Annotated in this window: 14 protein-coding genes; 9 read left to right on the plus strand and 5 right to left on the minus strand. The window is 37.1% G+C overall.

Translation table 11 applies throughout. From position 1 onward, the window contains the following. The 8 genes from AC4FQ5_RS18555 to AC4FQ5_RS18590 all read left to right on the plus strand — a co-directional run. The coding region (locus AC4FQ5_RS18555) for a T9SS type A sorting domain-containing protein (protein ID WP_491145768.1) at nt 1-849 on the plus strand (849 nt) is incomplete at its 5' end. A 396-nt stretch (nt 850-1,245) separates the two neighbouring features. Continuing rightward, a complete protein-coding gene (locus tag AC4FQ5_RS18560) occupies nt 1,246-1,692 on the plus strand; it encodes a hypothetical protein (RefSeq protein WP_491145770.1) in 447 nt (148 codons plus the stop codon). Beyond that, the gene (locus AC4FQ5_RS18565; RefSeq protein WP_491145771.1) at nt 1,689-3,752 is read left to right on the plus strand and encodes a GMC oxidoreductase; all 2,064 of its coding nucleotides are present in this window, start codon (nt 1,689-1,691) and stop codon (nt 3,750-3,752) included. Before AC4FQ5_RS18560 ends, AC4FQ5_RS18565 begins: the two co-directional genes overlap by 4 nt. 4 nt (nt 3,753-3,756) lie before the next feature. Next, entirely contained in the window at nt 3,757-5,250 is a 1,494-nt protein-coding gene (locus tag AC4FQ5_RS18570) for a ferritin-like domain-containing protein (RefSeq protein ID WP_491145773.1), read from the plus strand. Nucleotides 5,251-5,270: 20 nt separating this feature from the next. Beyond that, nucleotides 5,271-6,839: a peroxidase, FMP-type gene (locus AC4FQ5_RS18575; RefSeq protein ID WP_491145775.1), complete on the plus strand. Its 1,569-nt coding sequence runs from the start codon at nt 5,271-5,273 to the stop codon at nt 6,837-6,839. A 113-nt stretch (nt 6,840-6,952) separates the two neighbouring features. Continuing rightward, nucleotides 6,953-7,759 (plus strand): hypothetical protein, encoded by an 807-nt coding sequence (locus tag AC4FQ5_RS18580; RefSeq protein ID WP_491145777.1) that lies wholly within the window; start codon nt 6,953-6,955, stop codon nt 7,757-7,759. A gap of 38 nt (nt 7,760-7,797) precedes the next feature. Next, nucleotides 7,798-8,823, plus strand: a complete 1,026-nt coding sequence (locus tag AC4FQ5_RS18585) for a heme-binding protein (protein WP_491145779.1) — start codon at nt 7,798-7,800, stop codon at nt 8,821-8,823. Nucleotides 8,824-9,336: 513 nt separating this feature from the next. Further along, entirely contained in the window at nt 9,337-9,933 is a 597-nt protein-coding gene (locus AC4FQ5_RS18590; RefSeq protein ID WP_491145781.1) for a Crp/Fnr family transcriptional regulator, read from the plus strand. Between the two features lie 43 nt (nt 9,934-9,976). On the opposite strand, the gene AC4FQ5_RS18595 is transcribed toward AC4FQ5_RS18590, so the two are convergent. The 4 genes from AC4FQ5_RS18595 to AC4FQ5_RS18610 all read right to left on the minus strand — a co-directional run bounded on the left by AC4FQ5_RS18595 (nt 9,977) and on the right by AC4FQ5_RS18610 (nt 12,941). After that, nucleotides 9,977-11,146 carry a cation:proton antiporter domain-containing protein gene (locus tag AC4FQ5_RS18595; RefSeq protein WP_491145782.1) on the minus strand — a complete coding sequence of 390 codons (1,170 nt, stop codon included), beginning with the start codon at nt 11,144-11,146 and terminating at the stop codon, nt 9,977-9,979. 67 nt (nt 11,147-11,213) lie between these two features. Beyond that, nucleotides 11,214-11,672: an Hsp20/alpha crystallin family protein gene (locus AC4FQ5_RS18600; RefSeq protein ID WP_491145784.1), complete on the minus strand. Its 459-nt coding sequence runs from the start codon at nt 11,670-11,672 to the stop codon at nt 11,214-11,216. Nucleotides 11,673-11,899: 227 nt separating this feature from the next. Beyond that, nucleotides 11,900-12,496 (minus strand): Crp/Fnr family transcriptional regulator, encoded by a 597-nt coding sequence (locus tag AC4FQ5_RS18605; RefSeq protein ID WP_491145786.1) that lies wholly within the window; start codon nt 12,494-12,496, stop codon nt 11,900-11,902. A 187-nt stretch (nt 12,497-12,683) separates the two neighbouring features. Then, nucleotides 12,684-12,941, minus strand: a complete 258-nt coding sequence (locus AC4FQ5_RS18610) for a hypothetical protein (RefSeq protein ID WP_491145788.1) — start codon at nt 12,939-12,941, stop codon at nt 12,684-12,686. A gap of 242 nt (nt 12,942-13,183) precedes the next feature. Here AC4FQ5_RS18610 and AC4FQ5_RS18615 point away from each other — a divergent pair, with 242 nt between their 5' ends. Continuing rightward, nucleotides 13,184-13,405, plus strand: coding sequence for a hypothetical protein (locus AC4FQ5_RS18615; RefSeq protein ID WP_491145790.1), 222 nt, complete (start codon nt 13,184-13,186; stop codon nt 13,403-13,405). 76 nt (nt 13,406-13,481) lie between these two features. Here AC4FQ5_RS18615 and AC4FQ5_RS18620 read toward each other — a convergent pair whose 3' ends face one another. Continuing rightward, complete coding sequence (locus AC4FQ5_RS18620) at nt 13,482-14,483, minus strand: NADP-dependent oxidoreductase (RefSeq protein WP_491145792.1); 1,002 nt, start codon at nt 14,481-14,483, stop codon at nt 13,482-13,484. Nucleotides 14,484-14,489: the final 6 nt, after the last annotated feature.

Raw genomic sequence — 14,489 nt, forward strand, 5'->3', positions numbered from 1 at the left:
AACTGGGGTGGCGGAATCACCACCGAAGACAGAACAGGACTGGCTGCAGGAACATACACCGTCATCATCACCGATGCAAACGGATGTACGGCAACCGTAAATGCAACCGTAACACAGCCAATTGCTTTAACTGCAACAGTAAGCCAAACCAATGTTTCTTGTAATGGAGGATCTAACGGAACAGCGACAATTACTGTTTCAGGCGGAACAGCACCTTACACTTATTCATGGTCTCCTTCGGGTGGAACAGGAGCAACTGCAACTGGTCTAGCAGCAGGAACTTATACCGTAACTGTGACAGATGCAAATGCGTGTACGATAACGAGAACAGTAACAATTACTCAGTCTAGTGTAGTAGGAGCACCTACAGGAGCAGCAGTTCAGAGTTTTAATGCCGGAGATACGCTAAGTGCCTTAGTAGTAAACGGACAAAACATAAAATGGTATGCTTCTGCATCAGATGCTACAAATCATACAGGCAGTTTAGCAATGACAACTCTGATTGTGAACAATACAACGTATTATGCTACACAAACATCAGGCGGTTGTGAATCGACGGCTTCATTAGCTGTTCTTGCATACAACGCAAGTTTAAGTGTTGGAAATGTGACAAAAGATAAATCAGAAATGCAGATTTACCCTAATCCGGTTCGAGAAGTTCTGAATTTCACTGGTCAGGAAAAAATTATCAAAATAGTAATTATTTCAGCTGACGGGAAAAAGGTCACCGAGAAAACATTAAATAAAGATGAAAGAAGTATTGATGTTCGTTCTTTAGTTCAGGGGATGTACCTGATTCAGATTTATACTAACAATGGTATTCAAACATTTAAGTTCATCAAGAAGTAATTGATCATTTAGAATAAATCATTTATCTCAATTAATAATAGCAGTATTTAAAATACTGCTGTTATTTTTTATAACAAAAAAACACTGTTTTATTTAAATTAAATCTAAATTAAATAAAAAAAACAGCAAAAAAATCCGTTTATTATTCACTCTTTATAACCATTATAAATACACTATAAAACAGTCATTTACAGTAAAAATACTGATATAGACACAATCATAATTCATTATCTTTAGACAACTAAAAACTACTAATCATGTCAGACTCAAAAAACAACCGAAAACTTATTAAACCGCCTGATCAAGGCTGAGGCAATCTAACATTTTTTTATTCCGATCTTAAAATATCTTCTACCAAGTAAGAAGACAGAGACACTAATACCAAATTTCAACAAAATGATTATTACCACCAAAATCCTCAACGTCGATGATTATTACTACGGCGTGTTCGTCACTATTTCAGAAGCTCTTACCGGTTTTTCTGTCAACGAACTACAGTCAACAGGTTTAGCAGAAATTTATTATCGCTACATTCTTGATCATATAGAGAATGTAACTTTTACAGAATTTCTAAATACTTCTAAAAATCTGATTGAAAAATCTCAAAATTCAAATCAGTTAAACAACCTTATTTCCACTGACATTCTTGCCAATCCTTCTACACAGGCTATTGCCAACAGCATCATCACTCTTTGGTATCTGGGAACCTGGGAAGGTGCTTATATAAATGATTTATCGTACAAAGAAGGTCTTGTCTGGAATGTAATGCATGCCCATCCGCCGGGAGCAAAACAACCCGGTTTCAAATCTTGGGGCGTTAAACCTGTAAACAGCAACTCATGAAACAACAAAATAACAACCTACCCAAAAAAGATGTGATCATCGTAGGAACGGGGATCGCAGGATCATTGATTGCCAAACTTCTGACCGATCATGTATTTGATACGAAAAAAGGTAAAATGGTTTACCGTACCGAAGTCGACCAGCCGGAAGATGCCAGAGAATTATCTGTACTGATGTTTGAAGCCGGATTGGAAGCCGGATTGGCATTGGATTCTGCAACATCAATGACAACTTACAACGAATACATCCGTAAATTCTATATGGAGGAAGCAAAAGTTCCCAATTCTCCTTATCCGAATCTGAAACAGGCACCATCACCGGATGTTCTGGATATGGCACCGATCGTTCAGCCGTTTCCGGATAAAAAGGGATATTTGGTACAGTTTGGTCCGATGCCTTTTGCGAGTGATGCAATAAGAGTTGGCGGCGGAACGACCCTTCACTGGCTGGGAACAACGCCAAGAATGCTTCCGAATGATTTTTATTTAAAGAAAAACTACGGAAGAGCGATGGATTGGCCCATCAATTACGACATCCTTAAACCATATTATGAAATGGCTGAGTTTGAAATCGGCGTTTCGGGAAATGTTGCCGCACAGGAATATCCTATCTCTGAAAGTATGGAACAATACTATGGCGATTATGTTTTCCCGATGGAAGAAATTCCGCAAAGCTATATGGATCAAAGGATTATTGATGGACTTGCAGGAACCAGCGTTCAGTTAAATTTTGAAAACTTTCCTTTAAAACTGGTTCCAACACCTCAGGGAAGAAATTCTACTCCGAATCCTCTTTACGGCAAATCAAAAATAATTAAAGCTGAAAATACAGATTCTGGCTATAAATTATCATTGAAAAACATTGAAAACGAAGAATATAAAGCTTTAGGCTCTGTCTGGAATCCTTACATGGGAGAACGTTGTGAAGGAAATGCTTCATGCGTTCCGATCTGTCCGGTTCAGGCAAAATACAATGCCTTAAAAACATTGAAAAAAGCACTTTATAAAGTCAATAAAAATGATAATCTTCAAAAAAATCCAAACATTCAGGTTCAGGCTCAAAGTGTTGTTTACAAACTGAGTGTTGATCAGGCAAATCAGGAGAAAATTTCAAAAGTTCATTTGAGAAGATATATTTCTAAGGAAAGTGCAAATTTTACTGAAGAAGTTATTGATACTACAGATTCTATCGTGATTCTTGCAGCCAATGCTTTTGAAAATCCTAAAATTTTATTGAATTCAAAATATACCGTTATCGAAAACGGACAAAAAGTAGAAAAAACCGTTGCCAACCGAAGTGATCAGGTAGGAAGAAATTTAATGGATCATATGGTAATGCTGACTTGGGGATTGTTCCCTGAACCGATTTATTCTTACAGAGGTCCGGGTTCTACGACCAATATTTCGTCTTTCCGTGACGGGAATTTCAGAAGTGAATTTTCAGCATGGATTTCTCCTCTTGACAATTGGGGATGGAGCTGGCCTGCGTTTTCTCCGGGATCAGATGTTTCTGAATTTTTGGGACAGGGGCTTTTCGGAACAGAATTAAAAGAAGCTTTGCAGAAAAGATTGACAAGACAGGTTTTATTTCATTTTGAAATCGAGCAGTTACCGAATCCAAACAACAGAGTAACCATAAATGATCAATATCTCGATGTTTTGGGAATTCCGCGTCCGGTTATCAATTATGAACTGACGGAGTACGAAATGAAAGCCATGGAACAGGCAAAATTGGCTTCAGATCAGATGTTTGAAAGACTTGGTATTGAAGATTTCACGAAATATAAGGCAACAGATAACAATACGTTTATGTATAACAACGTAAGATATTCTTACAACGGAGCCGGTCACATCGTAGGAACACACAGAATGGGTGCAACGCCGGACGATTCTGTGACCAACAGCTATTGCAAATCCTGGGATCACCCCAATTTATACATCGTAGGTGCCGGAAATATGACGACTCTGGGAACTTCAAACCCTACTTTAACCCTATCAGCATTCACCATCCGCTCAGTAGAATCTATTTTGGCTGATCTGGAAAACAAATTCAAAAACTGAAAACATGAGACAGAGACTTATCAATAAAACAGAATCAAAGGAAACTTTATTAAAAAGTTCAAATGCTTTAAGCAAAAATACAATCGTTGCAGATGCCATTTCATTACAAACATTATTATTTGACTCAAAAATCAGTAAAGAAGACTGGCTTGAAGGATTAAAATACCACAGCAAAACACTGACCGGCTTATTATTAAACAGTCAGATTGAAGAGTTTAATCAATATCTGAGTTCACAGTTTGCCTCTGAAATTTCGCAGCCAGCTACTATCGAAAGATTTGACTCAAAATCTGCTCCGTCAACGGTTAAAAAAGGATTATCTGATATGGATTACCGTCCTGTATTACAGGATCTTTTGCAGACCGCAATTCTTATTGAGCATTCTACAATCCCCCCCTATCTTACTGCTTTGTACTCAATTAAAGACGGAACGAATGCCTCAGCTTCACAAATCATCAGAAGCGTTGCCGTTGAAGAAATGCTTCATATGATTATGGTTTGCAATGTGATGAATGCGGTAAGCATTCAGCCTTCTGTCAACAGACCACAGAATTATCCGACTTATCCGATGAAGTTACCGATGAATGTTGATTTCTTCGTAGGTCTGGAAACGTTTTCCACAAACAGCATTGCAACATTTATTGCTATTGAAAGCCCGAGTAATCCTTTGGTGAAAGCTCCGAAATATGATCATATTGAAGAGAATCAACCATTTCTTAAAAAGGCAGCAATACAGGAAAATAATTTCTGGACTCTTGAAAACATGAAAGATTTCATCATGAAAAATGTTCATACAATCGGTGAATATTATGATGTTTTGTTCTTTTATATTGTTGTCTTCCAAATCATTGCTTATTACAAAGCCAACGGGAGATTGCCGCAAACTTTTGAAGAATTAAATACGGGTGGAATTTTCACGGGAGATCCTGCAAAACAGATCCGTCCTGAGCAATATTACGGAAGCGGTGGAAAACTGCATCCTGTGGAAGCTTTAGACGGAGTAATAGCCGTTTTTCAGGAAATTAAAGGGCAAGGTGAAGGTGCGGATGATTCTATTTTTGATGTTGATCCTTCTCAGTTTGAAGAAGGGATGGAATTAGCCCATTATTTCAGATTCAAAGAAATTTTCCATGAGCACTATTATTTGAATGGAAAATACGAAGAATTTACAGATGAAAACGGAATGATGCCCGTCACTACTCCACCAACAGGAAAATCTCTTCCTGTAGACTGGAACGCCGCTTATCCTATGAAACCAAATCCGAAAATGGCAGATTATGAGTCTAATCCGCAATTATATGCACAAGGAAAAGCATTTAATCAGACTTATAAAAATTTACTGGATGCCATTCAGGCTGCTGTAGAAGGCAATGCCAAAGAACTGGAAAAATCAATCATGTATATGTATGCATTGAAAGAACAGGCGATCGGACTAATGAGCCAACCGTTGGATTCTCAATACAATGCAGGACCAACATTTGAATATCCCACTAATTAATCACAAAAAACTAATACACCATGCTTAAAAGAAAAAAAGAAAGTTTAGAAAAAGGAAGTGAATTTTTAAGAGCACCACAACCAAGTCAGAATCAGCAAGGTTATCTTGCCAATTTAATGGAAGGATACTCGAAACTTTTAATCGACGATCCGGTAACCCCTTTTAGGGAAGAAAATTTACAGGACATTGCAAATAATGTAAAGTATGGTGTTTTAGAAGCATTAAATGGAACATGGGTAAGTTATAATGCTAATTACAATAAAAATATCGACCGTCCATCATTAGGAAGTGGAATTCACACGACGATTATGCCTTCTCCAGGAACCAATCAAAATACAATTCCAGGGAAATTCAGTTTTGATACTGAAGAATACATCGAAAAATTAACATTCGAAATCGTTCCCGGTGGTGTTCGTAACCGTGGTGGTGCAACAGAATTATTTTGTGGTGCTGTAAAATACGATCAAACCATTAAAAGTGTAAATAAAGTAGAAGGAAATCCAGATTTACAATACGCCGGAATTCACGAAGAAAACGGAATGTATCTTTGGTTAAGCGACGTTTACAATTACGCTGCAACTGAAGAAACCATCAAAAGAGACAGAGGAATTCACGCCTTTTCTAATGAAGATTTTAAAAAATACGGATATAAAGGAGAATACAGAAACGAACCTTTGGTTGAAGTAAGAGACGAAAACGGTAACTCTTCATACATTCTTTTGAGCCAATTAAAAGAAGGACAGCAATATTATGAAATCATTCCTGCACAGGAAATAAAACCAATGGATGGTATCACAGGACCTTATTTTATTCCTGATTATTCGATCTCAAGAAGTGGAGTTATCCCTCACGGAAGCACGATTACGGTATTGGGAGATATTACACCTGAAAGTAAAGATAATAAAGTATATTACCTTAGAAATGGTGCTCCGCAATTCCCTTATGGAGATGCAACTTGGGATCCTCCTCACCTTGCTATTTCCCCTACAATGGGAGGTGCAGGAGCAAGTGTTACCCATCCGATCAACCTTGACGAACCGGCTCCGGCATGGGTTCACGAGACTTTAACTGATGAAAACGACCCTGGTTCAAATAAAATTTATACCCAGAGAATATTGGCAGATGAGCTATATCCTTATTGTGTAAGACCAGATATGAGATTAAGAGACACATTGAGCGGACAAAATGTTGCAAATTATGTACTTGTTCAATTATCATCAAGAATGCAAACTGGAGCCCAAGGTGGAATTTTAAACGTTCCTTTTGTTAATCGTTTTGTACCGACAGTTGAAATAGATTTTAATCTTTGGATCGAAACTGTAATTGAAGATGGAAAAGAAATTCTTCAGCTTCAATACGAGCAAATTATATTTTTCGAATTTGATTTCGGAAATGACGGTGGTACAACAAGCTGGCCTCACATTCAGGTAAATACGCTTCGTAAAATTGAGGATATTCCTGCAGATCAGAGAAAAATAATCGAACAGGAATTTTTCAATGCACCTCCTGCAATGAGCATGACGACAACTGCTGCAGTTTCTGAGCGCATTGCCAATCCACCTTCAGGATGTCCTTATCATAAAGGTTAAGATTAATCAAAAGCTCATAATTATTAAACTGAGAGAAATGTTATTAAACCTTATAGGTTTCAGAAACCTATAAGGTTTTAAAATTTTAAAACTAAAACCAAAAACTCATTACTATGAACAACCAATTACCTCCGATCCCGCAAGGATTTGGATTACCGTTTTATTACGCAACCCTTTTCAATATTGAAGTAGCCTTTTTTGCTGACCGCGAAAAAGTTTTAAAATATCTTGAAAATACAGGACTCATCGCCGCAGATTTTAATGGAAAAGCATTGGTCAGTTTTAATTTCCAAAATTATACCGGACAGTTTCCCAATGGTTCCAGCACCACTCAGGAAATAGAGTTAAATATAGTTTCTTATCCTGAATCTCAAAAAGACACGGTCGCTTTTGTAACGGCTGAAGAGTATCTTCGAGGAGAAGAACAGACAAAACTAATGGGACATAAGCGCGTTTGGGTTCCTTGTGATGCAGATATGGCGATCAAAGCAGGAATCGAATTGTTCGGTGAGCCCAAATTTAAAACTTCATTTACAACAAATCTTCCTTCACTAAATGTTCCCGGTCAAAACACATGGACGGTAACTTGTAACGATCCGAAAGACAGCTCAGAAAGTATTTTTACCTGTGTTGCTGATGTTGCAGATCTTATTCCTGAAATGTCGGCATTCTCTCCTATCACAGAATATGGAAAATTTGAAGATCAGTTAATCGGCTGCCGCTGGAATATCCTTCAACCGACAAATCTTCATTTTTTAAGTTCGGAAGAAAGCAAAAAACGAGTACAAATGACCTACGGAAATTCTGATCACCCAATGAAAGCAGACCTCGAATTCCTGATCGGAGACACACCTGCTTTTGCCGTCCGTACAAGTATGTCTGCTCCTGCTGCAATACAGACGAGAGCGTATTATATTTGATCAAAACTAAAACCTTTAACCATAAAAAACTAAAAATTATGAATCTAGAAAGTAAAATGAGAGGACTCACATTAGGAGCGCAAGTTCTTCCTCTTGAAAGAGTTTCTGCCTCAGATCTTGGAGCTTTGGCACCACTTGTAGGAACATGGAAAAACGCTGACGTTCCTGCATCAGCTATTTCAGCAGGCTGGAATACCATTTCTGTTCCGGGACAGGATAAAGGGTTTGTTTTTGAAGTCATTCCCTATACAGAAACATTGACTTTTAATCCGGTTGTCGTACAGGCTGGAAACCGTGGTCCTGTCGTAAACGGACAGCAGGTAGAACAAATGATTTTCGGTCTTTTATATGAGCAGCAAATCGTAAGTGCTTGTGACAGCAGCTTTTGCAATGACCGTGGCTTTCCTGCAGGATCAACTATTCATGTGGAGACCGGATTATTCTTAAATTTAGGTCAGCCAAACGGTGGCTACACAATTGCGCGTATGTCAACCATTCCTCACGGAAATTCTTTATTGGCACTTGGAAGCTCAAGTGAAGTTGGTAATCCGGGAACTGATTTCTTCAGTCCGGCTTCTTCCATTCCTACCCTGCTGAATGGTGGAAGAATCACTCAACTCGGTTATTCTGATCAGATTATTGGGAATCCTCAGTTTGCACCGTTCAATCAGGTGAATCCCAATGCATTTCTTCAGTCTACATTGGAAGGTTTGGTAGGAACAGGCGGAGTAAGCAATATGACCGTTATTCAAATGTCTACCAATACGCCCGATGCCAACGGAGGAATTCTGAATATTCCATTTATTCAGACCAACGTAAACGCCACAAAAATGGATGCCACCTTCTGGATTGAAGATATTACGGACAGCGCAGGAAATCCTAGCCAGATCTTACAGTATTCACAGACGATCAATCTGGTTTTTCCGGCTACAGGAACTGCACAGCCTATTAACTGGCCGCACGTTACAGTCAACAGCATGATAAAAGTACCTGAAACACAACAGCTGCAGCAACAATTTCAAAGTCTTAACGTAACTGAAGGGTTTACACCAAGTGAACTTTAATTTTTACAAACCTCTGATTTCATTCGGAGGTTTTTTTATTATAAATATCCGGAAATGTATCACTTTTTTGCTCTGATGGTAAAGCAATTTCTTTATTATTTTTATTGCCCGTAAATCTAAAATATGATCTGAAGCATAACTTCTGCATAATATTGTCTTTACTTTTGTAGAGATTGAAACGTAGAAATACGCATTCAATTTTTTTTCATCATTTGTGTATTACCCTTCTCTTCGGAGAAGGTTTTTATTTTATCAATCTCAAACTGAAAAATATAGATCTGCCAATATACAGGGAAAATTTGTAGATTTATTTGATGGTTTTTTATCTCGATTTTCGGTTTAAGATCCTGACAATGAATAGCTTTAAATCAAGAAAAGGAAATCAAATTCCACAGATGCTTACTATCTTTTTTTGGTCATAAAATTTACAAAAAACAGCTGTCCTGTAAATTTATCAGGATCAGATGGCACACTTTTATCTTTGGTCAGAAATAATAACAATATATCAAAATTATGCTTATTAACAGTAACCTTTTACAATCATATGGTGCCGACATCATACATATCAACGCTCTTAAAACTATTTTTGAAGAAGGTGAGACACCAAAATATTATTTCCAAATCGCAAGCGGAAGAATTAAATTAAATCATTTTGATGAAGACGGAAAAGAAATCATTCAAAGTATATTATTTCCCGGTCAGAGTGTGTGTGAGCTGATGCTTTTTATCAGCGATAAATATCCTGTGAATGCAGAAACATTATCGCCCTGCGAGATCCTGAAGATACCAAAAGAGAATCTATTTAAATTACTTGATGAACATCCGAATGTTTCTCTGGATATCAACAGGTTTTTATCACAAAGGCTATATCAGAAGTTTATCATGATGCAGCACAATCTGTCTCTGAAACCTGAAGTAAGGCTGCTTGGAGTCTTCAATTACTTTAAAAGCTACAGCAATAATCCTGATAAATACTCTTTTGAAATTGATCTTACCAGAAAACAGCTTGCATCTATTACCGGTTTAAGAATCGAAACCGTCATCAGAACCATAAAAAAAATGGAAAGTGAAAATATGCTGAAATTAAAAAACAGTAAAATATTCTACTAATCCTGTATTTTTTAATGTCTAGAGAAATGTTCTGTTGAGGAGATTAAGTACCCTCAGGCGAAATGCGCTTGTGTAAAAATTTCCTCAACAGGACAATCCAAACTGTTGAAAACAAAAGCGTAAGACAGGTAATAGCGAGACCTGCTTTATAAATTTCGTATTGAATAATATCTGCCTTATAAGCAATGGTAAGCGCCAGAATTCCAAACTCACCGGTCTGAGATAATAATGCACCTCCGAACCAACTGCTTTTCCAGTCGAATTGAAGAAGGCGAAAGACGACTGCAGATATTAAACTGTTACTCAACAAAACGAATAATGTACCGATAATAATGATTTTATTGTGACTTACAAGATAACTGAGATCAAGTCGAAGACCTATCGAAACAAAAAACAGTGCAACGAAAAATACCTTAAACGAAGCAAGCGAATGCTCAAGCCAGTTGAAAACTTTGAGTCTTCCTACGAGTACACCGGCTATAAAGCTTCCCAAAGCGCTGCTCAACCCTGCGAGATCTGCCACCAAACCAAAACCCATACAGATCAGAAGACCCAGAAACAGCTGCAGGTCATGGTCATACTCAATCATTCTTAAAAATCCCGGTAATCTGATCTCCTGAACGTTTCTGATCTTTTTAAAAAGAAAAAAAATTGCAACAGATACCATCATCGGCAATATCAGATGTATGGCCATGAGCTGATGCCCGCTCCATGCTTTCAGAAGAGTAAGTACGGGAGCAAGCAGAATATCCTGAAGGAGAAGAATATTAAATAATGTACTTCCGAATGTGGTATTGAGTATATTGTATTTTTTTAAGAATTCTGTAACGACTGCAGTGCTGTTAAAAAAAAAGAGTATCGCAATCAAAGTGATACTTTTAAGATCAAGCCCAAGAAAATGACCTATCAATACGGCGCATCCGAGACCCAAAAGACCTTTCATACCCTGTGCAATCAAAGGTTTTATGATGAGATGCCGCTTGTTTGGGATATTGATTTCCAGACCCAGGAAAAACATGAGAAGAAGTACGCCAAGTTCACCGATGATTTCTATTTCTTCCACATTAGAAAAAACGCCTGCAAAGTGAGGTCCCAATAAAATCCCGGCAATGATATAAGCGATCAGATAAGGCTGATTTAATCTTTTGAGTACAAAACCCAATGTCAATAAAGTAAGAGATAAAACACAGATAGACCACAATAATGCATTCATATATCTATATTTAAAAGATGGTAACAAAGAAAAAGGTTTCCCGGAATCCCGGAAAACCTTTTAAAAATTATTGAACCTCAATCAATCTTGATGTTTCTGTTTTTCCGCTGTTTTTTTTCGGGATAGTAAGCCTTAGAACACCATTTTCATAGCGGGCTTCGATGTTTTCGTCATCAATTACCTCTTTTGCGAGTTCGAAACTACGCTGAAAAGATTTGTAGCTGAATTCCCTTCTTGTAAAAGTTTCGGTAGGTTCTTCATCTTTGTCTTCTTTGGAAGATGAAATGGTGAGTACATTACCGTTAATGGTAATTTTGAAATCTTCTCTGTTCATACCGGGAGCAGCAACCTCTACTTCAAAAGCATCGTTAAGATCTTTGATATTCACCGACGGAAGCGTAGTCTGTGAAGATGAAAAATTATTGTTGCCCCAGTTAAAGAGTTCGCGATTGAAAAAATCGTCAAACAGCGAACGCGGATTGGCAGGAATCAAGCTACCATTGTTTCTTTTTACGATTGTTGTCATAACAAACAAATTTTTAAGTTAAACAATATTTTTAATGATCTCGGTTTAAAAATCACAAAAAATATACCAACAGATTCCTGTGAAATCCTGTCAGAATCTATAGAAAATGATTAACTTTTTGTCATTAATATACTATCTGAAAAATGAAAAAATGTCACTTTGAAATTGTATTGTTGATTGATTAAAATTAAATTAATTGCTTACTTCTTAGCCAAATGTAAATGATGTCAGTAAAAAACCTTACCGTTGACAATTTTTACCAGCTCCTGTTTTTCCATTAATTTGATGGTTCTTACGACCGTTTCTGTGCGGAGACCCGTAAGAGATGCAAGCTGTTTCCGGGTATAGGGTACTTCGTACTGAAACGGGACAAGCTGATTCTGCACCTTTTTTATATGATCTAATACAGTTATGATTTTATTTGCAGGATCACTGTAGGCAACCTTATACATAAGGATGCGCTGATGTTGTATCGATTCGCAGGCATACTGATACAGCTTCAGCAAGATCGCAGGATTCTTTTCTAACAGCTGATGAAACTTGATCCTTTCCAATACATACACTATACTGTCGTTCAGAGCTATTGCATTGATCTCATAGAGATTTTCAAAAAATAAAAAAGTTTCTCCCACAGGTTCCCCTTTTCCCGGAAGCTGATGGATAAACTCAATTTTATCGTTGTTGTCAGTCGTGATTTTGAAACTGCCACTTTTTACCTGATAGTAATTTTGAGGATATGTTTCCTTTTTTACCAGATACTCATCCTTCTCCAAAGCCAATAGCTGTGCTCCCTGTGCTTTTAGCAATTTCTCATCAATAATCATAATCTGTACTTTTAAAGATTAAGAAAATCCGGTTGTTAAAAGGATAAACGGCGTCAAACTTTTTCCTTTATATAATAATCTAAGGTACAAACAAACATTTACGAGAAGTATGACTCTGGTCACAATATGTTTACTGTTGAGTATAAACTTGATATTATTATATGCGGATCAAAAAAATGAAAGAGAATTACGCAACTTCATCCTGATATGTTTTGATCGTTCCGTCGAAAAATTTGATTGTAATTTGCTCTGCAATATCAAAGTCTATAATGTGTTCAGGATCGTCTTCATTTTTTTCATCCAATATTCTTGCTTCAAATGGAGATTGCTTTACCCTAGATAATTCTCCGCTGTACTTCTTTTTCTTTTTGTATACGACCTCAATATTTTCAATCAATTTTGTAAGTGTAAGAAGATTTTCCTTGATGTCACTGGTAATTTTCATAACATATAAATTAATTAATGATTCATATAAATTACAAATACTAAGCCAGCAATAGAAAGGTTTGCCCTTACAGTGTGCAAAAAAATTCACCTCTGATTCTTAATCTGAAACGTTACTTGTGTATAATCAGCTCTCGCAGATCAATTTTCGTAGATTGAGATTCAATATTCATAGAAAAGCATCATTTATAATAATTTATTTGTAGATTGAGAAAGTATTTTAAACATACTAAAAAAAGAGAAATGGATCCTGTAGAAATGGAAAATCAAATACTTGAGCTGGTAAAGAAAAAACATACTGAAACAGGTGGAAACAACGGGAACTTTTTCGGTGATTTTGATCACATCCTCAATATGCCCGTTGCAGAAAGAAATGCATTTCTGCAAAATATGGTCAACAGAAAACTGATCGTTATTCGTGAAGGTGGAAATGCAAGAATAATAATGCTCCCGAAACCACTGTAGCTCTATGAAAATACACTTTTAATATTTTTTATTACCTGTTTATTATTCTCAATAAATGTTGTTTTACTGACTTACATCACTTCAATTTGACAATTATTTTTCCTTTCGCTCTTCCTCCTGCAACATGATGCAAAGCTTCATTTGTTTGAGAGAAAGGGTATACTCTGTCAATCACAGTTTTTATAGTGCCGTCTTCAAAAAGTTTTGTTATTTCCTCAAGTTGCTTTCCGCTGGATTTCATAAATAAAAAACGGTAAGTAATCCCTTTTTTCTTTGCTTTTCTCCTTATTCCTAAACTTAAAAGTGACAATATGATCTTAACCACCCATGAAGCACCAAGTTCTTCAGCAAGCAAAGGAGTTGGCGGACCTGAAATGGATATGACCATACCTCCTTTTTTCACAATATTTAAAGACTTTTTCAGCGTTTGAACATCCTGACTGTTTAGAACAAGATCATAATCTTTCAAAACATTTTCAAAATCCTGAGTTTTATAGTCGATTAAAATGTCTGCACCTAGCTTCCTGAGCATTTCGAAGTTTGCTTTCCCTGCAGTAGTTGCTACTGTAGCCCCTAAGTATTTCGCCAACTGAATTGCGATAATTCCTACTCCACCGGTTCCTGCCTGAATAAAAACTTTTTCTCCTTTCTTTAGTTTTCCCAACTCCACCAATGCCTGCCAAGCTGTCAGGGCGACCAAAGGAATTCCGGCTGCTTCGTCCATCGAGAGGTTTTTCGGTTTTAGGGCAAGATCTTTTTCCTGAACAGCCAGATATTCAGCAAAAGTTCCGATACGATGGTCAGAAGGTCGGGCATAAACCTCATCCCCAACCTTGAATTTTGTTACCTCCGAGCCAGTTTCGACTACAATACCTGCCAAATCGTGCCCTAAAATAAAAGGTGTCTGATAGGGTAAAATCTGTCTGAATTCACCTGATAAAATTTTAGAATCCAGCTGATTAAGCCCTGCTGAATAGATTTCTACCAAAACTTCGTTTTCTCTGATTACCGGTCTGGTAACTTCGGTAAGTGCAAGATCTTCTTTCTTACCATATTTCTGAACGACAAATGCTTTCATAAAATT

The organism is Chryseobacterium sp. DT-167 (assembly GCF_058310155.1).